The organism is Acinetobacter sp. YH12063, from assembly GCF_013419715.1.
GTDB lineage: Bacteria > Pseudomonadota > Gammaproteobacteria > Pseudomonadales > Moraxellaceae > Acinetobacter > Acinetobacter amyesii.
Map to the genome: position 1 here is coordinate 272,009 of NZ_VOZO01000005.1, position 23,408 is coordinate 295,416.

20 protein-coding genes are annotated in these 23,408 nt (G+C 43.7%); 4 read left to right on the forward strand and 16 right to left on the reverse strand.

The annotated features are described in order from the left end of the window. Positions 1–400: 400 nt before the first annotated feature. Positions 401–1,726, forward strand: a complete 1,326-nt coding sequence (locus FTU12_RS07485; protein WP_180114084.1) for an ammonium transporter — start codon at positions 401–403, stop codon at positions 1,724–1,726. A 643-nt stretch (positions 1,727–2,369) separates the two neighbouring features. Here the strand turns inward: FTU12_RS07485 and FTU12_RS07490 are convergent. From FTU12_RS07490 to FTU12_RS07525, 8 genes are all read right to left on the reverse strand, one after another. After that, a complete protein-coding gene (locus tag FTU12_RS07490) occupies positions 2,370–3,032 on the reverse strand; it encodes a sarcosine oxidase subunit gamma (RefSeq protein ID WP_180114085.1) in 663 nt (220 codons plus the stop codon). 3 nt (positions 3,033–3,035) lie between these two features. After that, complete coding sequence (locus FTU12_RS07495; protein ID WP_180114086.1) at positions 3,036–5,948, reverse strand: glycine cleavage T C-terminal barrel domain-containing protein; 2,913 nt, start codon at positions 5,946–5,948, stop codon at positions 3,036–3,038. Then, a complete protein-coding gene (locus tag FTU12_RS07500) occupies positions 5,945–6,283 on the reverse strand; it encodes a sarcosine oxidase subunit delta (protein ID WP_180114087.1) in 339 nt (112 codons plus the stop codon). Before FTU12_RS07500 ends, FTU12_RS07495 begins: the two co-directional genes overlap by 4 nt. Positions 6,284–6,294: 11 nt before the next feature. Further along, entirely contained in the window at positions 6,295–7,533 is a 1,239-nt protein-coding gene (locus FTU12_RS07505; RefSeq protein ID WP_180114088.1) for an FAD-dependent oxidoreductase, read from the reverse strand. A 39-nt stretch (positions 7,534–7,572) separates the two neighbouring features. Next, the gene (gene folD / locus FTU12_RS07510; protein WP_257227298.1) at positions 7,573–8,466 is read right to left on the reverse strand and encodes a bifunctional methylenetetrahydrofolate dehydrogenase/methenyltetrahydrofolate cyclohydrolase FolD; all 894 of its coding nucleotides are present in this window, start codon (positions 8,464–8,466) and stop codon (positions 7,573–7,575) included. Then, positions 8,463–9,329 carry a formyltetrahydrofolate deformylase gene (gene purU / locus FTU12_RS07515; RefSeq protein ID WP_180114089.1) on the reverse strand — a complete coding sequence of 289 codons (867 nt, stop codon included), beginning with the start codon at positions 9,327–9,329 and terminating at the stop codon, positions 8,463–8,465. The genes folD and purU (FTU12_RS07515) overlap by 4 nt, the downstream gene beginning before the upstream one ends. Before the next feature lie 232 nt (positions 9,330–9,561). Then, positions 9,562–9,795, reverse strand: a complete 234-nt coding sequence (locus FTU12_RS07520) for a hypothetical protein (protein ID WP_180114090.1) — start codon at positions 9,793–9,795, stop codon at positions 9,562–9,564. A 170-nt stretch (positions 9,796–9,965) separates the two neighbouring features. Beyond that, complete coding sequence (locus FTU12_RS07525) at positions 9,966–10,286, reverse strand: multidrug efflux SMR transporter (protein ID WP_180114091.1); 321 nt, start codon at positions 10,284–10,286, stop codon at positions 9,966–9,968. Positions 10,287–10,562: 276 nt separating this feature from the next. Here FTU12_RS07525 and purU (FTU12_RS07530) point away from each other — a divergent pair, with 276 nt between their 5' ends. Next, on the forward strand, positions 10,563–11,429 hold the full coding sequence (gene purU, locus FTU12_RS07530; protein ID WP_180114092.1) for a formyltetrahydrofolate deformylase: 867 nt from the start codon (positions 10,563–10,565) through the stop codon (positions 11,427–11,429). Positions 11,430–11,586: 157 nt separating this feature from the next. Further along, entirely contained in the window at positions 11,587–11,925 is a 339-nt protein-coding gene (locus tag FTU12_RS07535) for a P-II family nitrogen regulator (protein WP_180114093.1), read from the forward strand. 284 nt (positions 11,926–12,209) lie between these two features. Here the strand turns inward: FTU12_RS07535 and FTU12_RS07540 are convergent, their stop codons facing one another. The 8 genes from FTU12_RS07540 to FTU12_RS07575 form a co-directional block, all read right to left on the reverse strand. Continuing rightward, a complete protein-coding gene (locus FTU12_RS07540; RefSeq protein WP_180114094.1) occupies positions 12,210–13,340 on the reverse strand; it encodes an aminomethyltransferase family protein in 1,131 nt (376 codons plus the stop codon). 78 nt (positions 13,341–13,418) lie between these two features. Then, positions 13,419–14,438, reverse strand: coding sequence for a DUF3445 domain-containing protein (locus tag FTU12_RS07545; protein WP_180114095.1), 1,020 nt, complete (start codon positions 14,436–14,438; stop codon positions 13,419–13,421). Between the two features lie 32 nt (positions 14,439–14,470). Further along, entirely contained in the window at positions 14,471–15,415 is a 945-nt protein-coding gene (locus FTU12_RS07550; protein WP_180114096.1) for a PDR/VanB family oxidoreductase, read from the reverse strand. Next, positions 15,412–15,948, reverse strand: a complete 537-nt coding sequence (locus FTU12_RS07555) for a dimethylamine monooxygenase subunit DmmA family protein (RefSeq protein WP_180114097.1) — start codon at positions 15,946–15,948, stop codon at positions 15,412–15,414. The genes FTU12_RS07550 and FTU12_RS07555 overlap by 4 nt, the downstream gene beginning before the upstream one ends. Before the next feature lie 271 nt (positions 15,949–16,219). Then, entirely contained in the window at positions 16,220–17,584 is a 1,365-nt protein-coding gene (locus FTU12_RS07560; RefSeq protein WP_180114098.1) for an NAD(P)-binding domain-containing protein, read from the reverse strand. A gap of 150 nt (positions 17,585–17,734) precedes the next feature. Next, positions 17,735–18,568, reverse strand: coding sequence for a PAS domain-containing protein (locus FTU12_RS07565; RefSeq protein ID WP_180114099.1), 834 nt, complete (start codon positions 18,566–18,568; stop codon positions 17,735–17,737). 29 nt (positions 18,569–18,597) lie between these two features. Beyond that, entirely contained in the window at positions 18,598–19,314 is a 717-nt protein-coding gene (locus FTU12_RS07570) for a response regulator (protein ID WP_180114100.1), read from the reverse strand. Positions 19,315–19,366: 52 nt separating this feature from the next. Next, on the reverse strand, positions 19,367–20,521 hold the full coding sequence (locus FTU12_RS07575) for a sensor histidine kinase (RefSeq protein WP_257227299.1): 1,155 nt from the start codon (positions 20,519–20,521) through the stop codon (positions 19,367–19,369). Between the two features lie 177 nt (positions 20,522–20,698). On the opposite strand from FTU12_RS07575, the gene FTU12_RS07580 reads away from it, so the two are divergent. Further along, positions 20,699–23,056 carry a DUF1989 domain-containing protein gene (locus FTU12_RS07580; RefSeq protein ID WP_180114101.1) on the forward strand — a complete coding sequence of 786 codons (2,358 nt, stop codon included), beginning with the start codon at positions 20,699–20,701 and terminating at the stop codon, positions 23,054–23,056. The last annotated feature ends 352 nt before the right edge of the window (positions 23,057–23,408 follow it).

Below are 23,408 nucleotides of genomic sequence, written 5' to 3' on the forward strand. Positions count from 1 at the left end.
TGATATACGAAAATTAATTTGTCTGCCTAATAAAACAGAACTCAACGCAAAAAAGATGGCTAAGCCATCTTTTTTTATGTGCTGGATTTACAACTAAGCTTTAGCTGCGCCTTATCTCATTCGCTTCCTATATAAAGAATGTCCTGTAAATAGCAATAAAGTGAACACTCAACGCTCAGACTACCTCTTAAGAGATATAGACTTTTTGTCTCTCAGCTCGATATTCTAATAAGTTAACCTCTTAAGAATAGGTAAATTTATAACACTGAATAATAACATTAATTTTTATAATGGCATATGAATTGCATTGCTCTTTATGAAACTTATATTCCCCTTAGTAATATCCATTCACACAACAATGATGGTCTAAGTCATGTAAATTTATATTCTGGAGCAATTCATGATCTTGAACGATTTAAAGACTCTGCTTTTCAAAAAACTTCTCTTACTCAGCCTATTTGTATCGCCCGCGGCTTTTGCTGCAGACGCTTTTGATGGCCCTGCAACTGTCTGGCTCATGGTATCTATTGTCATCGTACTGCTGATGTTTATCCCTGGTTTAGCTTTGTTTTATGGCGGCATGGTCCGTGCTAAAAATGTCCTTTCCATTTTTACACAGTTTTTTGCTGTAGCAGGCATTATCGGCATTTTATGGGTTGGACTGGTCTACAGTTTGGCAACCGACACGACGAATATGCAAGCAGGTGTTTACAACCTGAATAGTATCGTCGGTGGGTTAGATAAGTTCATGCTATCTGGTGTAACTGCCGAAAGCATGGCCGGTGGCATTCCTGAATATATTGTGATCGTCTTTCTAATGACCTTTGCCATGATTACGCCTTGCATTGCACTAGGCGGAATTGCAGAACGTATGAAATTCAGTGCAGTGATTATCTTTGCATCACTTTGGCTGATCATTGTCTACGGCCCAATGGCGCACATGGTTTGGGGTGGCGATGGCGCACTATTCCATAACTGGGGCGTACTGGACTTTGCCGGTGGCACTGCAGTACATATGGGTGCAGGTGTTACAGCATTTGTCGGAGCACTAGTTTTAGGCAAACGCAAAGGCTGGCCAACTGCGCCTATGCCGCCGCATAACGTTGTATTTGTGATGATAGGCGCAGCCTTGCTCTGGGCAGGCTGGTTCGGCTTTAACGTTGGTTCAGCTTTAGCGATTGACGCCTCTGCAGCCTTAATTTTAATAACAACAATGCTCGCAACTTGCGGCGGTATTGTCGGCTGGATGCTGGCAGAAAAAGTCTATTCAGGCCATGTCACTGCTTTTGGTTTAGCATCAGGGGCAATTGCAGGTTTAGTCGGCATTACACCTGCAGCGGCTTATGTCGGTCCATTTGGTGCAATTATTATCGGCTTAATTACCAGCGCTATATGCTACTACTGCATTGCCGCACTTAAACGCAAAATTGGTGTGGATGATGCGCTGGATGTGTTCTATCTGCATGGCGTTGGCGGTATGGTAGGCTGTATGCTGACGGGTATTTTCTGTATTCCTGCTTTAGGCGGAAATGTTGAAGGCATCAATGTTGGCACACAATTGCTGGCACAGCTGGCAAGTATTGTCGCAACCTGTATCTATGTGGGCGTATTAAGCTGGATCTTACTGATCATTTTGGATAAAACAATCGGTATCCGAGTCAGCCCTGAAGAAGAAGAACAAGGTTTGGACGTCAGTGATCATAATGAACGCGCCTATAACAACTAAATGGTAGCTGAATAAGGCTTCATGTTACTGCATAAAATAAGGGCTTCTGCCCTTATTTTTTATTCTATTTAAACCTTTTCATGGCCTCAAATGAGATCTTATGTTTAACCCAATGCCACTTCATTCTTTAGATAAATCACTTCACACTATTCTTAAACGTTTACATTGAAAATTAATACCCAAAAATCAGTTTGCTCCCGAACACACTCACCATTTTTAGAATCAGATCAACATGCTATACACCTGAATCATCACTATGCGCTATTTAGGTTCAAAGTACTCCTAAATGCAGCAGCTAAACTAGTTCCTGCGATGCCCAAAAGTACATCTGCAACATTTCATGCTTGCTTAATGCTTAAGTGATACTAAAAAAAATAAAGAAAAGGCGCCATATTTTAGAGATTTGAACATCATCTGTATTTTTAGAAAAATTTGAGTTCACATAGCAGATTTTTATAGACGAATATAATGATTGAAGTACTCATGCTGCAGATTATTAGCGTTTATTTATATTTATATATCAAGAGCTTTCATGGCGGTACTTCTGCAGTTGCATAAAGCTCATATTTTAAGAATACAGACAAAGAAAATGGCTGCCAGCTTATGCCAGTAGCCATTCGGGGGGCTTACAGTCGGGGGAATTTTAAACAGCAATTAAGCTCTCAATACCTACCGCTTGACCGTCAAATTCGGCAATAGCGTCGAGCAGAACATGCCATAAATACAATGAAGCTGCACGGTCACATAAAATATTGAATTTTGGAGCTTGCGCATCGCTGACATTCATCACAATGGCATTGATTCTAGCAACTGAAGTTTGTGCTATCTGTCCAACTGTAAAGGCCTCGGCAGATAAATCCACAGCACAGAGTTTTGCCATGACCAGCGCAATTGAACTGCCTGTAAGTTGAATCCATGCATGACTGTCTTGACGTGGCAACATATAATTTGCCTGCTCGTTCATGCTCCAGTTTTGCTCTAGCTGCGCAATCGATTCACCAAAGTCTGACCATGCGCCTAAAAGTAAATACTCCGTGGCTGAAAGTCTTGCTACAGTTGTGCCATCATTTTGTTTCAGCAGCATATTCGGCCGATCTGGCAACTGATAACCCGCTTGAATTAAATAAGCCGCGCTGTCTATTCCACGAAACCCAACACGAGACAAATGTGTCAAATCGGCAATAGCGCACTGCTGAATTTGTGCCTCTGCCCGACCTGCTCGAAATTTTTGTCCCATGCCAAAAGACTGATATGGTCCAGCAATCCGCTCCATCGGGCTTGTTTGCGCTTGATATAAAGGATTCATAATTTAAATCTCCTGACGGGCATTGGCTGGATCATAAAATGGCGCTTTAACCACTTCTGCAAACACGCTTGCGCCTTTTTCTACGCGGATTTCAAACTGTTTTCCGACTTCGCTTTGCTCGATTCCGACATAGGCCATGCCAATTATTTTATCCAAAGTAGGTGAATATTCACATGAAGTGATATTGCCAGTAATGTTCTCACCATTCAGCACAATATGGCCTTCCATTGGTTTTTCCAGCTGTTTGTCTAAAACAAAGGACACCAATTTTCGCTTCATCGGCTGCTGTTCCAAAATAGAAATAGAACGCTTGCCGACAAACCAAGGTTTAGATTTTGCAACAGCCCAACCCAAATCTATTTCTTTAGGATGCGACATGCCGTCGGTGTCTTGGCTGATGATGATATGGCCTTTTTCTAAACGAAGGAGACGCTGAGTTTCTACACCAAAAGGCTGAATGTTAAATGCGTTACCAGCCTGCATCAGCAGATCCCACATAAACTCGCCATAGCGGGCTGGAAAGTGAATTTCATAGCCTAACTCACCAACAAAACCCACGCGCAATAAACGTACTGGAATATTTTGAATCGTACCTTCACGCAGGCCTAAATAAGGGAAAGCCTGATTGCTGAAATCTACATCTTGGCAAATTTTCTGCATCACTGCACGGGAGTTTGGCCCCGCAATATTCACGGCGGCAAATGCAGAAGTCACATTGGCAATATCAACATTTAATCGCCACTGCACATTCCATTTCAGCATTTGCTGGTAAATTCTGTCTACACCGCTTGTCGTTGCTGTGACATAAAAATGATTTTCACTTAAACGTCCTGCTACACCATCATCAATGACCACGCCATCTTCTGCTGCCATGACGGCATAGCGGGTTTTTCCGACTGGCAATTTTACAAAACCAAATGTATATAAACGGTTTAAAAATTCTGCGCTGTCTGGGCCGCGGATATCTAAACCGCCCAGTGTGGAAACATCAATGATGCCGACATTTTCACGAACATTGCGTACTTCAGTTTCAATGTTTTTTAAGCGATCTGCGATAGCTCCATAATATGCAGGACGCTGCCAGTTGCCTGCTGGCATCATCTGCGCACCTGCCTGAATATGACGTCGGTGCATTGGTGTTTGACGGTACGGGTCAAAACCGCGTCCTGCGATATGCGCCAGTTTTTCTGCAGTAAATGGCGGACGCGCAGTGGTGACTCCTGTTTCACTCACCGTACGGTCAGTGTATTTTGCGACTAAGCGTGCTGTCGGCAATGCAGAATGACGTCCTTGCGAAGGCCCCATGCCTACGGTTGAAAACCGCTTAACCAGCTGCACATCACGGTAACCCGACTTTGTTGCATTAATAATGTCACGGATCTGCAAGTCTTCGTCATAATCGACAAATTCTTTGCCCTTCGGATGCTCAAAGATCGGCCATGGAAAGTTGACTGCGGTTTCAGCATATTCAGGCTTCGTCGGAATATCTAAACCGCTACTGATGGCATGTACAGCGTTCAGCGCTGTTTGTGATGCATCTTGCAGCAAGTTATCCAGATCATGAATGCCTGCAACTGAACCTGTAATTTGCAGCCCTTTAGGCAAGCCGGAAATACTGAATTGCGCTTTAGCATCGTTATAGCTGAGTTTTGCACCTGCTTGGCACAGTAGCTGATACACCGGCATATAACCAGAAGACATACACAGTGTATCGCATGACACAATTTGAGTTTGTGCACTAACTTTGCCTTCAGCTTCAATGCGGCGAATATCAACACCGGTCACACGTTGCATGCCCTTGCTGTGCATCGCTTCATATACAATGCTTTGCAAATAACACGGAATATTCTGCTGCTTCACAGCTTGCAACAAGGCTGTGTCTGTCGTGCCTTGACGCATATCCACCAATGCAGCAATTTCTATCCCTGCTTCCGCCAAGTCTAAGGCTGCCAAATAACCATCGTCATTGCCTGTTAAAATAACGGTTTTTTGCCCTGGACGTACTGCATATAGCTTAACTAAACGCTGCGCTGCGCTAGTCAGCAAGATTCCCGGCAAATCGTTATTACGGAATACCACAGGCTGGTCGAAACTGCCGCTCGCGACAATGCACTGCTTGGCGCGCACTTTATACATACGCTTGCCCTGAATCACTGGCAGATAGTGATCGGTAAACCAAGCATTGCAGACAGACGATGTCATGACCGTAATATTGCTGTGCTGCTCTACTTGCGCAATCAATTTCGCTGCCAAGCTTTGTGCTTTCTTACCCGCGGCATCAAAACGCGCATAGTGCAAGCTGCCGCCTAAGATTTTATCTTGTTCAATCAGTAAGACTTTTAGTCCTTCATCTGCCGCAGTCAGCGCAGCTTGTAACCCAGCTGGGCCCGCGCCAACAATGGCGATGTCGGTAAATAAATATGCTTTGTCATAATATTCAGGTTCAAAATTCAGATCTAAAAAACCTAAACCAGCTTTCTTACGGATCAATGGCTCCCAAAGCTTCCATACGCCTCTAGGTTTATAAAATGAACGGTAATAAAACCCGACTGGCATAAATTTAGAAAACTTACCCAAGAAAGCATCCGAGTCTTTCATTAAAGAGCCCGAATAATTTTGCCCCATCGCAGATAAATCAGCTTCAATACTGGTCATATCTGCCAAAACATTCGGTTCCTGCGGCAGCTGAATGAGTGTATTGGCATCTTGTCCTGCCATCGTTAATGGCGCGCGCGGACGGTGATATTTAAATGAGCGCGACATAATCCAGCGCTCATTGGCAATTAATGCGCTGGCAATACTGTCACCAGCAAAACCGCTGAACTTCTGCTGATCAAATTCAAAGCTGATGGGCTGACTGCGGTCAATCAGCAGACCATAAGGTAACGGCAAACGACTTAAATTGTTATTGCTCATGCTGGCACCCCCTGTTGTACTGCAGCTTCGGTAGATTGAACTGCTTTTTTCTCTGCAGTTTCAAAATCAACGCGCTGTTGGAATATTTCTTTGGCATCAAAAGTTCGAATAATTTCATCTGTAACGGTATGACGCTCTGCAATGAACCAATAGCTGCTTGGCGAATGCATCCACCATTCCAGCACTACACCAGCAATATTGCTTTTATTGAACACATAATCCGCCCATTCTTCATTTGTACAGGTGTTCTGATCTGGCATGGTTTTCAGTTCACCGCCATAAGTGAATTCAGAGATATTTCTGAGGCCATTTAAAGGACAATTCATCATTTTCATTTTTCTGCTCCTTAGTGGCTTGCCGCTGTGGCGCCCATTTCGTTCACTTGTTGGAAACGGCTGAAACGAGATAGTTCAAAGGGTTTGATTAGGTCTGGTGTACGCCCTGTCGCAACCAATTCCGCCATAGTTTTTCCGCAGATCGGCGTAGACTTAAAGCCCCATGTGCCCCAGCCTGCATCCAAGTAATAATTGTCATAAGGCGATTTACCCATAATCGGACTATAGTCTGGCGTCATGTCAGTCATACCCGCCCATTGACGCATTAATTTGACATTGGCCATAAATGGGAACATTTCGATCGCATGCGCCAGCAGGCTTTCTTTTAAATCCAATGTTGAACGGGTGTTATACAGTGGATATGGATCAGAACCGCCACCAAAAACGATTTCACCTCGGCTGGTTTGCTGTACATAGCAATGCAGCGCCGAAGAACTGATCAAGGGATTGATAAAAGGTTTATATGGCTGCGATACCATAGCCTGCAGTGGAAAAGTATGAATCGGCGATTTGATATTCAGTTTATTCATTAACAAGCTAGACGTCCCTGCTACTGCTTGCACGACACAGCCGCATTTGATGGTCCCGCGGTTAGTCTTCACTGCGGTCACTTGGTTTTTATCAACGATAAAATCCTGAACCTCTGTCAGCTGATGAATCTCTACACCACGCTTAGCAGCTTCTTTAGCATAACCCCACGCCACTGCATCATGACGAGCTGTCGCGCCATCGATATGCCATAGGCCTGCCAATACTGGTAAGTGTGCAGGATCTAAGTTTAAACACGGCACCAGCTCTTTAATCTGCTGACGGTCAATCATTTCTGTACGCCCGCCAAAGTGTTTATTCACTTCAGCCCGCTGACGAAATGCCCGAACCGTTGAATCGGTATGTGCTAAAGTCAACTGACCGCGTTCCGAATACATAATGTTAAAATCGAATTCATTCGACAGATTTTTAAATAAATCGACTGACTCTGCGTAGAACTTCACCCCTTCGGAGGTCAAATAATTCGAGCGAATCACCGCAGTATTACGCGCAGTATTGCCACCGCCTAAATAAGCTTTTTCCAGTACAGCAATATTGGTAATGCCTTGATATTTAGCAAGGTAATAAGCAATTGCCAAACCATGGCCACCTGCGCCAATGATGACCACGTCATATTGTGATTTCAGCTCCTTCGGCGGAGGCAAATCAACTTCAACAGGATATTCACTGCTTAATCCATATTTGAGTAAACCAAGTGGCATGGCATGTCCTCCAAGGCATTTGAAATGCCGTATTTATTTTTAAATTTGTTTTGCCTGCATGCGTGCGGCTTCAAGCGTATTTTTCATGAGATAAGCAATGGTCATTGGCCCAACACCGCCTGGCACAGGGGTAATGGCCAGCGCTACCGTCAAGGCATCTTCATAGTCCACATCACCTACCAAGCGGTTTTTACCGTTTTCCTGAATCCGATTAATACCGACATCAATCACCACAGCATCTGGCTTTAAATAAGACGCATCAATCATTTTCGGCTTGCCTACCGCCGCCACTAAAATGTCAGCAGTTTTGCAAATCTCTTGAATATTTTGCGTACGGGAATGAACAATCGTCACGGTACAGCTTTCTTTCAGCAACAGCGCAGCCATCGGTTTACCAACAATATTGGAGCGCCCGACCACGACAGCATGCAGTCCAGATAAATCATTACCCAACGTATCTTTCAGCAAACGAATACAGCCCGTGGGTGTACATGGCGTCAGCACATCACGACCTTGGCTTAAACCGCCGACATTTTCACTATGAAAACCATCTACATCTTTCATTGGGTTAATACGCTGTAGCACAGCGGTCTCATCAATGTGATCTGGCAATGGCAGCTGTACCAAAATGCCATGCACAGCTGCATCCGCATTCAATTCATCAATTTTCTGCAGTAAGACCTCTTGCGCAGTTTCGGCGCTCATTCGGTATTCCAATGAACGGATACCGACAAATAGGGCTTTTTCAACCTTATTGCGTACATAAACATGGCTAGCAGGGTCATCACCCACCAACACCACCGCTAAACAAGGTTCAATACCTGCGGCTTTTAAGCCAACAACTTCAATTTTAATTTCTTCCAAAACTTTTTGTGCGGTCGCTTTGCCATCAATCATCTGCGCATAGCGCTGGGTATTCATCACAATATTCATTTGAACACCACCGTACGGTCGTCATTAAGAAATACACGGTGCTCAACAAAATATTTCACCGCTTTTGACAATGCGACTGTTTCTGTATCGCGTCCTACTGAAACCAAGTCCTCTGGCAAGTAAGCATGATCCACGCGCTGCACTTCCTGCTCAATGATCGGGCCTTCATCCAAATCGCCAGTGACAAAGTGCGCTGTTGCGCCAATCAGTTTCACGCCACGTTCAAAGGCTTGATGATAGGGTTTTGCGCCTTTAAACCCAGGCAAGAAAGAATGGTGAATATTAATGGCGCGGCCAGCCAATTGCTTGCACAGATCATCCGACAAAATTTGCATATAGCGCGCCAGAATCACCAATTCAGTCCCAGTTTCATCCACTATTTTTAGCAATTCAGCTTCCTGCTGCGCCTTGGTGTCTTTGGTCACTGGTAAATAAATAAAGCGCAGGCCTTCACGTTCAGCAATCGGACGTAAATCCAGATGATTTGAGACAATGGCAGTGATTTGAAAATCCAACTCGCCTTTATGATGACGGTAAAGCAGGTTAAGGAAACAGTGATCAAATTTGCTGACCATGATCATGACTTTCATTGGCGCGCTGCAGTCATAAAATGCAGCCTGCATTTCAAACTGCTGTTCAACCTCAGCAAAATTGGCTTTCAGGCTATCTATGCGGTCGATACCGTCCTGAAAGCGGAACACAATACGGGTGAAGAAATAGCCAGTGATCTCATCATCATACTGCGCCATTTCACTGATATAGCAGCCATTTCCGGCAAGACATCCACTAATGGCCGCGACAATGCCAGACGCGGCAGGACAGCGGATTTTCAAAATATATTGGGCTGGTTTGTTCTGTGGCATAGGACTGTTTCCTATCAATTCTCAATCTACAGAGAGTGTTTCTGAAATAGGTTTTAATTTTCTCGTTAGGAAAATTATTTTCTCTGTAAGAATTTATATCGAATTTTTTTTAACCCGTCTATAGCTTGAGGAAACTTTTTTTACTTTTAAGAATATTTTTTAAATTATTGATTTTTATATAGATACAAAGAATCACCAGCAGAAGTTTTACCCCCTGCCGGTAAGATTGGAATTAACAGATTACATCTACTTTATGAAACTGCTTCAGTTGCATCAGCGCCTGAAACGGTTGGGCAGATTGCATCAAATTATTCATCTGTTCATAAAACTGATTTGTCAGTGCCTGATTGCAGCGAATCACCCATCCCTTCATAAATTTCTTGTTCATGTTTAACATATACACCTCGCAAGTGGTCGGTGTTAACAAACGAATTTTCTTTATCACAAAGTGTTCCGGATAGCTCATGGCATTCTCCTTCTTCGAAAGTTCAAAACTTAAAATGCAAATACTGCGCCAATATTTAAAATCTTGTATTTCCTTGTATTAATAAGCCCTCTCCTTATATATATTCTTATTAAGAATATTTTTTGCATTAAAAATGCGCATGTCTAACGTCTCATGCACCAAATTGCGATTCATGACTGTGCAGACAATTTCATCAATAATAATCCGCCGATAATCATAGCTGCCGCTGCAATACGTAAAACATTGGCCTGCTCACCTAAAATTAAAATGCCAACTGCAAAAGAACCAACGACACCAATACCCGACCAAATGGTATAAGCAGTGCCCAAAGGTAAAACCCGCATGGAATAGCTTAATAACAAGAAACTGCAGATCACAAAGAATATGGTCACCATCGTCGGTATTGGCCGTGTAAAACCTTCTGAGAGTTTCATGGAATAGGCCCAAATAATTTCAAAGATGCCCGCTAAAAATAAAATGACCCATGCCATTCATACCCCCCTCTAAATATTTATCTGCACACACGGCTAACCAACGTCTTCGTGCAGTTTCACAATTCATAACCTCATTTTTATAATGCAAAGCAGCTTTGGCTTTGCCTATACCTCAAAAGCAATACCCCTTTAAAGCCATGGCTTAGCACGAAGGGGCATGGACAGCAGTAAACTGATTTCTATATAAAAATAAATAAGAAATAATTTTTCCTCTAAAGAATATTCAATACCAATACTGAGAAATCAGCCTGCTTAAACTGGAGAAAAGCACCAATGATCATGCACAATACCGCCCAATATGTCTTAAATATCCGCTGTCCTACCGCATCTGGCATTGTTGCGGCCATTAGTGGATGTCTTGCCGGAAATGGCTGCTATATCAGTGAAATGGCGCAGTATGCTGATGAAATCACTGGCTATTTCTTTACCCGTATTGTGTTCCGCTTTCAGGACGGTATCGACCGCATAGATAGCCTGAAAGCCAATTTTGCTGAGGTTGAACAGCAGTTTGAAATGCAGGCTGCATTTTATGACTGTAGCGCGCCAATGAAAGTCATGATCATGGTCAGCAAATTTGATCACTGTTTCCTTAACCTGCTTTACCGTCATCATAAAGGCGAGTTGGATTTTCAAATCACTGCCATTGTCTCAAATCATCTGGATTTACGTCCGATTGCTGAACGTGAAGGCCTGCGCTTTATTTATTTACCAGTGACCAAAGACACCAAGGCGCAGCAGGAAGCTGAATTGCTAAAAATTGTGGATGAAACTGAGACTGAATTGGTGATTCTGGCGCGCTATATGCAAATTCTGTCGGATGATCTGTGCAAGCAATTGGCGGGCCGCGCCATCAATATTCACCATTCCTTCTTACCCGGGTTTAAGGGCGCTAAACCCTATCACCAAGCCTTTGAACGTGGCGTGAAACTGATTGGCGCAACAGCGCACTTTGTCACTGGTGACTTAGATGAAGGCCCGATCATTGAGCAGGAAGTACAGCGCGTGGATCATGCTTACTTGCCAGAGGACTTGGTTTCAGTAGGACGCGACACAGAAACCGTCGCATTGTCAAAAGCGGTGAAATATTTTGTTGAGCATCGTGTATTTCTCAATGATGACCGTACGGTGGTGTTTAAATAAAAGACCGTAATAGTGTAACTATATTCAACAAATCAGATTTATTTTTTAATCTGAGTTATTGATATTTATATTATTTATCAAAAATTAGGCATTATTCTTGCACCAAGAATAGTGCTCTACCTGAAACAATATTGAATAGATAAAAATGAGGGGAAATATGAAATTAATTACAGCTATTATTAAACCATTCAAACTGGATGATGTCCGTGAAGCATTGAATGATCAAGGCATTCATGGCATGACTGTGACTGAAGTAAAAGGTACTGGTCGGCAGAAAGGTCATACTGAAATGTACCGCGGTGCAGAATACAATGTAGATTTTCTGCCCAAGGTAAAATTAGAAGTCGCAGTCAGTGAAACTCAGCTTGAACAAGCGATTGAATGCATCAGCAAATTTGCATCTACTGGTAAAATCGGTGACGGTAAAATTTTTGTCAGCGCTTTGGAACAAGTGATCCGGATACGGACTGGTGAAACTGGCACAGACGCCATCTAAACACATTTACTGTATAGCCTGATATAAGCTATTCACCTTGAATGGCTTTTTCTATAACAAAAACAATTAAAAATAACCATCTGCTTAAAAGTTTAAATACGTTTATTTCATCATTTTACTATTCAAAGACTTTAAATCGAAAAGCTATGCTGATGAGTCAGCCTATTCTTTCAAATGTGCATCTGCGTAATGCTGTAACTGTTTAAAGTGATATTACTAATAAAAATCCTGCACAATGGCAGGATTTTTTTAAATACCGTTAACCACGTAAAATAATAAAAACTTTAGCCTTTTGCAGTGCGTTTCAATTTATCTGGATCATCAAACGGCATAGTATGCGCCATTGCGTTCACTTCTAAACTGCCTTTGACCTGAAGGGCTTTACCGTGTTCAGCATAAGGTACGTCCAAACGCGCGATAGCCATGGTTTTATTGACCAAAGGTGAATGCATTCCGCAGGTAATCACCCCCACTTGCTTATCTCCATCCCATAAGGTATCACCCATTTCTGGCGCTTGAGTGCCTTCCAGCAGTACGCCAAAGATTTTAAAACGCTCTTTCCCTTTTAAACGGCGGTGTTCATAGCAGCCACGGAACTCTCCTTTACTCGGTGAAACGGTAAAGTCCAGCCCCAATTCCCACAGCGTATCGCCGCTTACATCATTTTCAAAATTGAAATATTCTGAATTATCATACGGAAAGAAAAGTAAGTAACTTTCTGTACGTAACCAATCTAGTGTCGTAAATGAACATGGAATAATGCCATAGTCTTTTCCAGTCGCTAAAATGGTTTCCCAAATCATAGGTGCATCAGCAGCTTTACAGAAAATTTCGTAACCGCGCTCCCCTGTATAGCCCGTACGAGAAATCATCACTGGAGCACCAAACAGCTTGGTTTGCATATGATGGAAATACGGCAAGTCGCGAATACCCGCAACGTGCTCTGCCAAATAGTCCACGGCCAAAGGCCCTTGTAAGGACAGGTCATGCAGATCATCATCAAATAACACCGCCACTTGACGCCCGACAGCAGAGCGAACTAGCATTTCATGACCAATACCTGTGCCATGCACCACCATAAAGGCATTCGGCCCAGTACGGTAAATAACACAGTCATCTACAAATTTACCTTGTTCATTCAGCATGGTTGCATATACAGATTTTCCCGAATAGAGCTTGGAAATATCGCGGGTTGTGGCATATTCCAACAGGCATTCAGCATGCGGGCCAACATAATGAACTTTTTTCAGCCCTGAAACATCCATTAAACCTGCTTTAGTACGGATGGCAGTATAGTGATCTGCAATATCAGAATCATAGGTCCATGCCGTGCCCATGCCATTCCAATCTTCCAGTTTTGAGCCAAGTTGACGGTGAATTGTAGACAATGCCGAAATGCGCCAAGAATTTGCCATAAATAGTTCCTTATTTCTGTTTAAAAGTACTGTATAAAAATTCAGTTAAAAAATTGTTCTGTAAGTTTTAGGTCTTCATTAATCTTCTGAAAGATCAAACTGGCTTAGCCATTGCAACAATGGCTCACGGTATTCGTGTATGCCTTTGTATTCCGCTATAGGTTCAGGCAAATCACGGATCACGCGGTATAAACGTTTTGCCCATATTGGATTGGTGCATAAATCATTTAAACTGATGAGATAAGTACGAATGCTGAACAGCAAAGCATTGCTCTTAGCAAGGCGTGGCATCATTTGCAGTTCAACACGCAGATGTACCATTTCCCCTGCATTTTCTGCCGTGACCATGCCTCGCTCATGCCCCCATAAATGGTAGGTTTCAGATGATGTATCCATGCGTGGATTAATGGTCATGGTCCAATTTAAACGTCGATAAGGCTGACCGACTTGAATATTCAGCAGAAACTTTAAAGCGCGTTCAAATACACCTAAGTTATGCGCCAACTTTGGAACAGGTGCATGCCATTGCTTAAAGCTCATGCCCGCATCAAAATTTAAAGACCAGTCTGCTGGGCCAGTGATCATGCCTGCATCCATATATAAATCGCCGTCACGCTGGTCAAGCAAAGCGACATCACCCTGAAACTGCCGGCTGATAAACTCAAATGGATGCATTTCTAAGCTTTGTGCATCACCAAAAATAAAATGCACATCTATCTGCAGCGGCTTATTGATCCAATGCCAATTCAGGCCATCACGCTCTAAGACAAAATGCGCTGGATAATCTGTCGAATATCGCAGCATGACCATTTCTAAAAAATCCCAGCTGGCCTGCTGCATATGCGGCATAACAATGCAGCGTTTCGGGTCTTGCGCCAAAGTCAGACGGCGTTCATTCATTTCTGTCACATAGTGCTCATCAACATCAAACCAATGCTCAAAGATCGTATCGGGCCTAGACACTGCAGGTTCAATATTGACCGAATACATATAGCTGTCTTCTGGAAATGGAAACGGAAATCGGGCAATGGCTTTTGCACTGTTCTGATAATGAAATTGGCCGTGCATATTTTCATTGGGGTTAAATTGAATCGTCATTGTGATCTCCCAAAGCGAGTAAATTTTATCGTTTAAAGGTCTAAGTGCAGGCAAGTGCCCTGCTTCGCACGTGACACACAAGGCATTAACTGTGCAGCCTGCTCTTGCACGCTGAGGTAATGATCCAAATGTTCAACTTCACCTTGGCTATATGCCGTCACACACTGACCGCAAACGCCACCGCGACATAAGTTCGGTACTTCAACCCCTGCCTGTTCCAATGCTTCCAATAAGCTGAAATCGCTGGGCACATGAATTTTCCGCTGGCTTTTGTTCAGTACTGCATCGAAAGGTGCACCTGCAGATGGTGATGTAAACGCTTCCCAATGCACGCGCTTGAGTGACCAGCCTAGCGCTGATGCACAGCCGGTTACGGCCTGTATTAACCGGTCTGGCCCGCAAATATAAACATGGCTGCTCAAAAGTTGTTTTTGCAGCAATGCTTGAATATCCAGACGCTGCTGGTTTTTTTCTGAATAAATCTGTACATGGTCATGAAACAGTTGCAGCAGCATATCTTCATAAGCATTACTGATGCCGTCACGGCAGGCATAGTGCAACTCAAAACTATGCCCAGCATGCAGCAAATATTTCATATGCGATAAAAATGGCGTGATGCCGATTCCACCAGCAATAAATACATGGTGCTGCGCTTGAGAATGCAGCGAAAATAAATTCAGCGGCGCTGAAATCTGCAGCTGATCCCCCACCTGTATATTTTCATGCAAATATTTAGAACCGCCGCGTGAGTTATCCTGCAACCGTACTGCAATTTGATACTGGTGCTGTTCATAGGGATCATTCAACAGAGAATATGCATTTCGGATTATCCGATCTGCTATAGGCAGCTGCACTACCACATGACTGCCAGAAGAAAAGGGCATTAAAGGCTGATGCAGCGCTTCAAAGCTGAATTCTTTAATCATCGGCGTAACTTGCTGAATTTTGGTCACACTGACGGCAATTGATTGATTCATGAAGCTGCTCCCATCGGCTGATGTGCATTGGCACACACCCCCATATACGCGCCTAACCGTTCTGAAAAATGACTTCGGATTAAAAGCTCTACCTGACAGTTTGCGCATGCACAAAAATCATCTGCCGACGTTTTTTGCGTATGACCGCAGTGCACGCAGTACACTTTTTTCATTTGGGCCTGCCTAATACCACCTTCAAGCAGCAAACTGATTTCTTCTTTTAAACTGCCGCTACGTACGGCGCATTGCTGCATCATCCACATAAAGGACTCGTCACCGCAGATCACGGTATGCATTCCTGCCTTGGCTTGTTGCAAAGACGCTTGTACTTGATTGCAAAAATGGGCAAAGGACTCATCAGCTGCATCAGGCAAACTTAACACCTGCAATTTCTGATGGGGCTGCAAACGGAGCTCTAGTTGCTGAGCAAGCGCTGAATCCGCAGACTGAGTCAGCACTAAAAATGCTGGAGCATTCCAATTTAAAGCATCCAGACTTTGGTATTTAGGCGTACTGTGCATGGCTTCCATCATTGGTTCAGCCTCTTATAAAAACTTAATAATCAATATTTAAAGTTTTTTGATAAACACCGCCATTCCCTTTAAAACATACCCCCTAAGAGGTAAAACACCCTGTTGGCGCGAATCTTTCTTATACATAAGAATGTGGGAGTAACTATAAAAAAAGCAGCTGATAAACAGCTGCCAAACAGGAAATTGAAGATTTTTTGAAATCATAAAACGATCAATGAGTACTAAATGTCTTTGTATTTAAGACCGCGGCGATTCTATTAAAACTATAAATTTAGCCCGCTTTTTGCTGTATGGATGGCCCATTCTGTAAATAAGCTTCTAAGGAATCATCTAAGGCATCAATCCAAGCTGTGTGATGTGGTTTGGCCATTGTGCCAGTCATGAGTGAGCGGTAGGTATGATCTCGAAAAGCCATAATGTTGTCTTTTTTATGCTGCTTCCATTGCAAAAAAGTCAGCCTAACGGATTCTATGTCAAAGCTTGGATAATCAGTCTGATTAATCAGGCGCATAATATAGTCGCCCTGAAATTTAAACATTGCCGGTGCATCTTCAAGTTGCTTTTCAGCTTCATGCCAAGCCAAAGTATCCGTTTGCATATCCTCAAAATTTGGCAGTTCAATTTTGCCCAGCATGACATCACGCGCGTACCATGCTTGTGCATCAAACATATTGAAGGAATACCACTGGTCTTGCATGCCCAAGTAAAATAACTGCGGATTAGCTTCCCACACTACCCCTTGATACAAATGCTGCGGATATAAAATATTGTTGGTTTTTAAGCGTAAATCTTCTTCCATAAAGGGAAAACTGTGCAAATAGCCCGTACATAAAATAATAGCGTCAATCTGTGCTGATGTTCCATCTGCAAAATATGCATGTGTCTGATCGACGCGCAGTAACTGCGGACGTTCCGACCAATTTTCTGGCCAGTGATAGCCCATAGGTGCACTGCGGTAACAGCTAATAATCTGTTTAGCGCCATATTTATAGCACTGCGAGCCAATATCTTCAGCAGAATAACTGCTGCCAATCAAGAGTACGCTTTTATCCTTAAATTCCAATGCATCACGGAAATCATGCGCATGTAAAATGCGCCCGCCAAAACTGCCAAAGCCCTCATATTCAGGAATTTTAGGCGTGGAAAAATGGCCTGATGCCACAACAACAAAATCAAAGCCTTCTGTATATACAGAATCCACTGCATGATCATGCACAGTGACTGAAAATTGCTTAGTTTCAGCATTAAACTGTACATTGCGCACTGCACTGTTAAAGCGGACATATTTGCGTACATCCGCCTTTTCCACTCGTCCTTTTATATAGTCCCAAAGTACTGCACGCGGCGGGTAAGAACCAATTGGCCGGCCAAAATGCTCATCAAATGTATAATCCGCGAACTCTAAGCATTCTTTTGGGCCATTTGACCATAAGTAGCGGTACATGCTGCTGTGTACAGGTTCGCCATGTTCATCCATACCTGTATGCCAAGTATAATTCCACTGCCCGCCCCAGTCGGCCTGCTTTTCAAAGCACACCATTTCGGGTATGTTTATACCTTTGCTCTGTGCTGATTGAAACGCGCGCAGCTGCGCCATCCCGCTTGGCCCTGCGCCAATAATTGCAACTCGTGTCATGGTGAATCTCCATGTGATTTGTCTAAAACAAAACTGCCGTGATGCCATTTACCTTAGACAGGCCGCTTTGAATTAGAAATTCCTCAGATGGAGTATGCATTAGGGGATAAAAAATAGCCGATGACTTAATACTGAATAGACAAGTTTACACTACACTGCGAATACCGCACCTTCGACGCCAAGCACCATATCACTGTGCGAATATAATCCTTGACCCACTTCCTGAACCTGCACAATGCGTCGATCAAGTCTTAGCAAACGGTACTGCAAACTAAATACCGTATGGTGCTGCAAGGCTTGTTGAATACTCTCCCAGACATACTGCTGATCATCCTTGTGAATCAGCTGCCCATAAATAGGCGTATTGATTAAATCTTGACTCTTGCAGCCGGTCAGCTGTTCACAGCCGCTGCTGACATAATCCATCGTCCAATTCCAATCATTGCGCGAACGGTACAGCATCAGCGGCAGCCGTGACAGCAAATCATTCAAGCTACGCTGAGCGGCACCCTGCTGTTCCTGCGTTTGAATCAGTTTAGTTTGTTCAGCGCCAATCACACACCAGCCCAATAATGCATGCGGCAGCTGCGTTGAAAACAGCGGCTGAAAGTTTAAGCTAAACCATGCCAAAGGCTGTGCTGGTAGCAGCAAAGGCAGCAATAATTTCTGTGGCTTTTGGTTCATCAAAACACATTGCAGTTTTAGAACGTCATCGGGGTACAGCCATGCTTTTAGATCTGGCAGCGGTAATTCCTGCACAGCAGCAGTGCCGAACATATGATTGTATAGCAGCTCATGCAAATGAGCTTGCTGGCTAGGCTGTGCCTTTTGCATCATATTGCACCAAGCTGAATTGCTGCGCAGAATTTTCCCATTTGCATCTAGCAGCAATACGATATCTTGAAACTGCTCAAAAGCAGCAGACCAAAACAACTCTAATTCAGCAGCGGATTGATCGGTTTCCAGATTTAAAAGCGGTAACATCTCTACTCCTGTACAAAAGCTGATTGAAGCTAAAAATGCCGTTCAATAGAGTGGATTTCAAAATCTGAACTGTTCAAATGCTGATGTACCCATACCGACAGCTCTAAACGTGAATGTACACTCAGTTTACGCAGCAGATTTTTGACATAAACTTTCACTGTACCGTCACTGATGCCTAGCTCACGTGCAATTAATTTATTGTTTAACCCTTTGGCAATAAGCCTTAAAGTTTCCTGTTCACGCTGGGTCATTTCTAACAGCAATTTACGCTGTGTTTCAAGTACTGTCTTATCCAGTGGCTGTACAACTGTCAAAGGCGCTGAATGCCGAAACTGCTCTGCCAGCACATGAATGCCATTGGCGTGCAGTACTATTTCGCCCTGCATCACTTGCTGCAGTTTCAGCAGAATGTCTTCCGGCAACGTATCTTTTGGCAGAAAGCCATTGGCGCCATAGCGGATCGCATCCAGCACAATACTGTCTTCTAAACTTGCAGTTAAAATGATGACCTTAAAATGTGCCTGCTTTTCACGTATTTGCTTTAGCACCTCTATACCCGTAATTTCTGGCATTTGCACGTCCAGCAGCAGTACATCAATATCCGCATGTGGCAATTCATTTAAAAAATCTAAGCCACTGCTGTATTCCTTCTGTACCTGAAAATCAGCAGACTGGCGGATAATATCGGCTACCCCACGCCTGAATAGTGCATGGTCATCGACGATGCTGACTGCAAATTTATTCATTGTTTTGATCCCTCTTTTATTTTTGAAATACTGATTAGACCTTTGCTTCAGTTCATTTATATGTATCTGCGATCATATCTAAGCTCAGCTGTACACGTGTGCCTTGCGGAGTATTTGGCTCAATACGCAGTTCAGCACCAATGCGTTCAGCTCGCTCCTGCATAATGTCCAGCCCAAAACTGTCTGCACGTTTTTGAGCAGCATGCATGCCGCGCCCATCATCTGAAATGTGAATCTGCAGCTGCCGTCCTGTTTGCCGAATACTGATTACAGCCGTAGTAGCATGTGAATGGCGCACAATATTGCTCAAGCTTTCACGAATAATGTACAGCAGCTGTACCGACTGTTTAGCGCTGACTTTCAGCTTAGAAGCACGGTTATCCAGCCCAAATGCAATGCTGGATTGATGCTCGAACTCAGTGATGATTTTTTTCAATGCAGTGGAAAAATCCAATTCTTGATAGGTCAGCCGTGAGGCGGTAATCAGTTCACGTATCTGCTGATAGGCATAATGCGTATATGAGGCAATTTCTGCAGTTTGTTCCACTAACGGTGCATAAAGCACCTCCTGCTGGCATTGCTGGTTCAGCTGAGCTGACTTAAGTCTTAAAAAACCAATGATCTGAGCAATACTGTCATGCAGTTCTGCTGAAAATTCACGGCGCTCTTGCTGTAAAATCTGCTGAATTTTATTCTGCTGCGCTTCCCGCTTTTGAAAGCCGAGCGCCAGCTGTGTATCCAATTGCTGCAAAAATTCAGTTTCTAAAAAATCTCTAGGCACATTCAAATACACCCGCCAGACAGCACAACTGCTGCCCATTAACAGCAAATTGCACTTATGCTGCCTTAATGCAAACTCGGTGTCCTGCTGCTCTAGCTGCGGCGATGACCTTGAGAGTAGCTGTTCTTGCAACAGCCGAATATCGTGCTGCGCCAAGGCGCCATCCAGTGCATGAAAAATGAAGCATTCCTGAGTAAACGGATAACACATGACCAAGCAGGTCTCAGGCATTTGTTCAAGTGGACTACTCTGTTTCAGTAATCTGAGAAATGCGGGTAATTCCGCGTGCAAGTCCTGTAACTGCAGTAAGTGCAATTGAGTTTTCGCATAAAACAATTCCAGCTGACTACACTGCAACTGCGCATAGACATCATCTTGATCATGCACCTGCGGCACATGTACTGTTTTGAACTGGCCTAAATTCATCGCTTCACTCTGTCAGTGCACCATAATGATCAAATATTCCTCATAGTAAATTTATTTGAGCAGTAATCATGCCAAGTCACTGACATACCCTATTCAAGGTATCTCTCTTGAGAAATTGTTTAAACTGCATCTGCCATGTGAAATAGATAAAATCAAAGCCATACAGCGAGTTATCGCATGGGAAATCTTCTTCCACCTTTGGGGCAAGCATTTTCAAATGATGCAATGGATGACTATATCCATTTACAGCCTCGCTTACAGGAACTGCATTTAAGAGTGGATGCGCAGAGCGTGCAGATATTTCAATTAGAAGCAGGCGATCGCATTCTGCTGGATCTCCCAGATCAGCAAAGTGTTGACCTGCTGATTTGGAATAGCGAACATCAGTTACAGCCTGATCTGCTGATTCAGGAGCAACCTCCTAGCGCATGGATAAATAACGGAGCTACCGCAAGCTTTGCACAATTAGCACAAAGTTCGGCAACTGCGACTAGACTGCAGCAGCAGTTGACGCATCATGACATTGATCATGATGTACTTAAGCAAGCTTTAACCCTTACACACAGTGGTAAATATAAATTTCAGGCAACCGCTGCACTGCGTATCGCTGTACTGAATACTGGACTAGATATGGACGTTACACAGCAGTCCTGTGTCGAAGAAATTGCAATTACCATAATTAAAGCAGTGCCTTTGACACATTATCTACCGCCACCACTCGCTGCGCCGATACAAGAAATACTGGTACCTCGCGCTACTGCGCGTACCTACCATGTTAAAGCAGGTCAATGGGTTCAAATTATTGATCTTTCAGGTAAACAATGTTCTGATTTTTTGGCTTTTGATGAGCACGCCCTAAAAGCAGGTGAAGAAATTGGACTGGATGCAGCGGCCACACGAACCATTTTGGGCCATAGCGTTCCTGCACCTGGACTGCATGCCAAATTTTACGGCACAGATATGAAAGCTCTCGCTGAAACGGTGCAGGATACTGTCGGACGCCATGACATGTTCCTGAATGCCTGCAGTCCTAAATTTTATAATGATTCTGGCTACTTCGAGCATATCTCCTGCACAGACAATTTCAATCAAGTGCTGAAGCCTTATGGCATTTCCAACCGTGCATCTTGGCCAGCCATTAACCTATTTTACAATACCTTTGCTGAAGCTAACGGTGCAATCAGTATGGCAGAGCCGTGGTCAAAGCCAGGGGACTTTGTATTACTGCGTGCATCACGCGATCTACTCTGCGCATCTTCCGCCTGCCCAGACGATATTGATCCCTCCAATGGCTGGATACCGACAGATATTTTTGTGCGGATTTATGATGAAGATCAGGAATTTCCGCGTTCACAACATTACCGAATTGACCCAGAGGAACAGCCCCGTATGACTCAAGCATCTGGTTTTTTCCCGCGCATCCAAGCACTGACTGCCAAAATCAGTGAATATCATGGATTTTGGATTGCCAATGAATATGACGGCTGGGGCGCAAAAGCAGAGTATTTGGCCTGCCGTGAACGTGTCGCAATGATTGACTTAAGCGCCTTGCGCAAATTTGAAATTACCGGCCCCGATGCAGAAGCCTTCATGCAATATGCCCTGACCCGAAATGTGCGTAAATTGGCAGTAGGAGAAATTGCATATTCAGCCTCGTGTTTAGACACAGGCGGCATGGTCGATGATGGTACGATTTTCCGTATGGGTGAAAACTGTTTCCGCTGGATTTGCAGCGATGAATATTCCGGCACATGGCTAAAACAGCTCGCGCAGCAACATGGCTATCAGGTTAGTATCCGCAATTCATCTGCACATATTCATAATATTGCAGTACAAGGGCCACAAAGCCGCGCGCTCTTGGAGCAAATAATATGGACGCCTGAGCATCAGCCTGATGTATCAAAATTGGCATGGTTTCATTTTACTTTAGGCAAATTGGGTGGACCTGATGGCATTCCACTCATGGTCTCACGCACAGGCTATACTGGCGAACTGGGTTTTGAAATCTGGTGCCACCCTAACGATGCAGCAGAAGTTTGGGATGCTGTATGGCATGCAGGACAGCATTATAGTATTGCGCCTATGGGCTTTGACGCTTTGGACATGCTGCGTATTGAAGCAGGTTTAATCTTTGCACAGCATGAGTTCTGCGCTGAGACAAATCCTTATGAAGCCGGCATTGGCTTCACTGTGCCGATGAAAACCAAAACGGAAGATTTTATCGGTAAGCAAGCAATGCTGAACCAAGCACCAGAAAGCCGACACAAGCTGATGGGGCTGATTTTACAGGGCAATGAAGCTGTTCAGCATGGTGACCCTGTATTTGTAGGACGTTTCCCAATTGGCGTTGTAACCAGTGCTGCAAATTCTCCATTGTTGCATCAGCAAATTGCCATGTGCCGCCTTGCGCCGCAATATGCATCTGTCGGAACAGAGCTGGAAGTGGGTCAGTTGGATGGCTTAAAAAAACGCTTAAAAGCGCGCGTCACCAGTTTGCCTTTTTATGACCCAGAACGGACACGGGTAAGGAGTTAATTTATTAAATGCTATTTAGTGATTCAGGCTTAACCAAATAATTAATCTGGAATTAGCCTGAAACTAATTCTGCATCATGTAAATAATCAAAAGTTTATTAGAATATATCTATATATCTTTTTATTTTTTGACTCATTATTTTCCAATTTGTTGAGACCCAACAAATAAGGGATCCTAAAATCACCATCCATGTCCCTTGCCAAAAAAATGTAGACAATTCTGTTTGGCTTTGTTGCACAAAGATTTGAAATACAAAGCCCCCTAATTGAGCCAAATTTAAGGCGTAACTTGGGTAAGTGGTCGACCTAATTCCGTAAATCTGTTGAGGACTGCTACACGTGCATGAATTTCA

Bases quoted from the DNA above. Each gene is read 5' to 3' on its own strand.
- FTU12_RS07485 (WP_180114084.1), top strand. From the start codon at position 401: ATGATCTTGAACGATTTAAAGACTCTGCTTTTCAAAAAACTTCTCTTA.
- FTU12_RS07490 (WP_180114085.1), bottom strand. From the start codon at position 3,032: ATGAATCCTTTATATCAAGCGCAAACAAGCCCGATGGAGCGGATTGCT.
- FTU12_RS07495 (WP_180114086.1), bottom strand. From the start codon at position 5,948: ATGAGCAATAACAATTTAAGTCGTTTGCCGTTACCTTATGGTCTGCTG.
- FTU12_RS07500 (WP_180114087.1), bottom strand. From the start codon at position 6,283: ATGAAAATGATGAATTGTCCTTTAAATGGCCTCAGAAATATCTCTGAA.
- FTU12_RS07505 (WP_180114088.1), bottom strand. From the start codon at position 7,533: ATGCCACTTGGTTTACTCAAATATGGATTAAGCAGTGAATATCCTGTT.
- folD (WP_257227298.1), bottom strand. From the start codon at position 8,466: ATGAATATTGTGATGAATACCCAGCGCTATGCGCAGATGATTGATGGC.
- purU (WP_180114089.1), bottom strand. From the start codon at position 9,329: ATGCCACAGAACAAACCAGCCCAATATATTTTGAAAATCCGCTGTCCT.
- FTU12_RS07520 (WP_180114090.1), bottom strand. From the start codon at position 9,795: ATGAGCTATCCGGAACACTTTGTGATAAAGAAAATTCGTTTGTTAACA.
- FTU12_RS07525 (WP_180114091.1), bottom strand. From the start codon at position 10,286: ATGGCATGGGTCATTTTATTTTTAGCGGGCATCTTTGAAATTATTTGG.
- purU (WP_180114092.1), top strand. From the start codon at position 10,563: ATGATCATGCACAATACCGCCCAATATGTCTTAAATATCCGCTGTCCT.
- FTU12_RS07535 (WP_180114093.1), top strand. From the start codon at position 11,587: ATGAAATTAATTACAGCTATTATTAAACCATTCAAACTGGATGATGTC.
- FTU12_RS07540 (WP_180114094.1), bottom strand. From the start codon at position 13,340: ATGGCAAATTCTTGGCGCATTTCGGCATTGTCTACAATTCACCGTCAA.
- FTU12_RS07545 (WP_180114095.1), bottom strand. From the start codon at position 14,438: ATGACGATTCAATTTAACCCCAATGAAAATATGCACGGCCAATTTCAT.
- FTU12_RS07550 (WP_180114096.1), bottom strand. From the start codon at position 15,415: ATGAATCAATCAATTGCCGTCAGTGTGACCAAAATTCAGCAAGTTACG.
- FTU12_RS07555 (WP_180114097.1), bottom strand. From the start codon at position 15,948: ATGATGGAAGCCATGCACAGTACGCCTAAATACCAAAGTCTGGATGCT.
- FTU12_RS07560 (WP_180114098.1), bottom strand. From the start codon at position 17,584: ATGACACGAGTTGCAATTATTGGCGCAGGGCCAAGCGGGATGGCGCAG.
- FTU12_RS07565 (WP_180114099.1), bottom strand. From the start codon at position 18,568: ATGTTACCGCTTTTAAATCTGGAAACCGATCAATCCGCTGCTGAATTA.
- FTU12_RS07570 (WP_180114100.1), bottom strand. From the start codon at position 19,314: ATGAATAAATTTGCAGTCAGCATCGTCGATGACCATGCACTATTCAGG.
- FTU12_RS07575 (WP_257227299.1), bottom strand. From the start codon at position 20,521: ATGAATTTAGGCCAGTTCAAAACAGTACATGTGCCGCAGGTGCATGAT.
- FTU12_RS07580 (WP_180114101.1), top strand. From the start codon at position 20,699: ATGGGAAATCTTCTTCCACCTTTGGGGCAAGCATTTTCAAATGATGCA.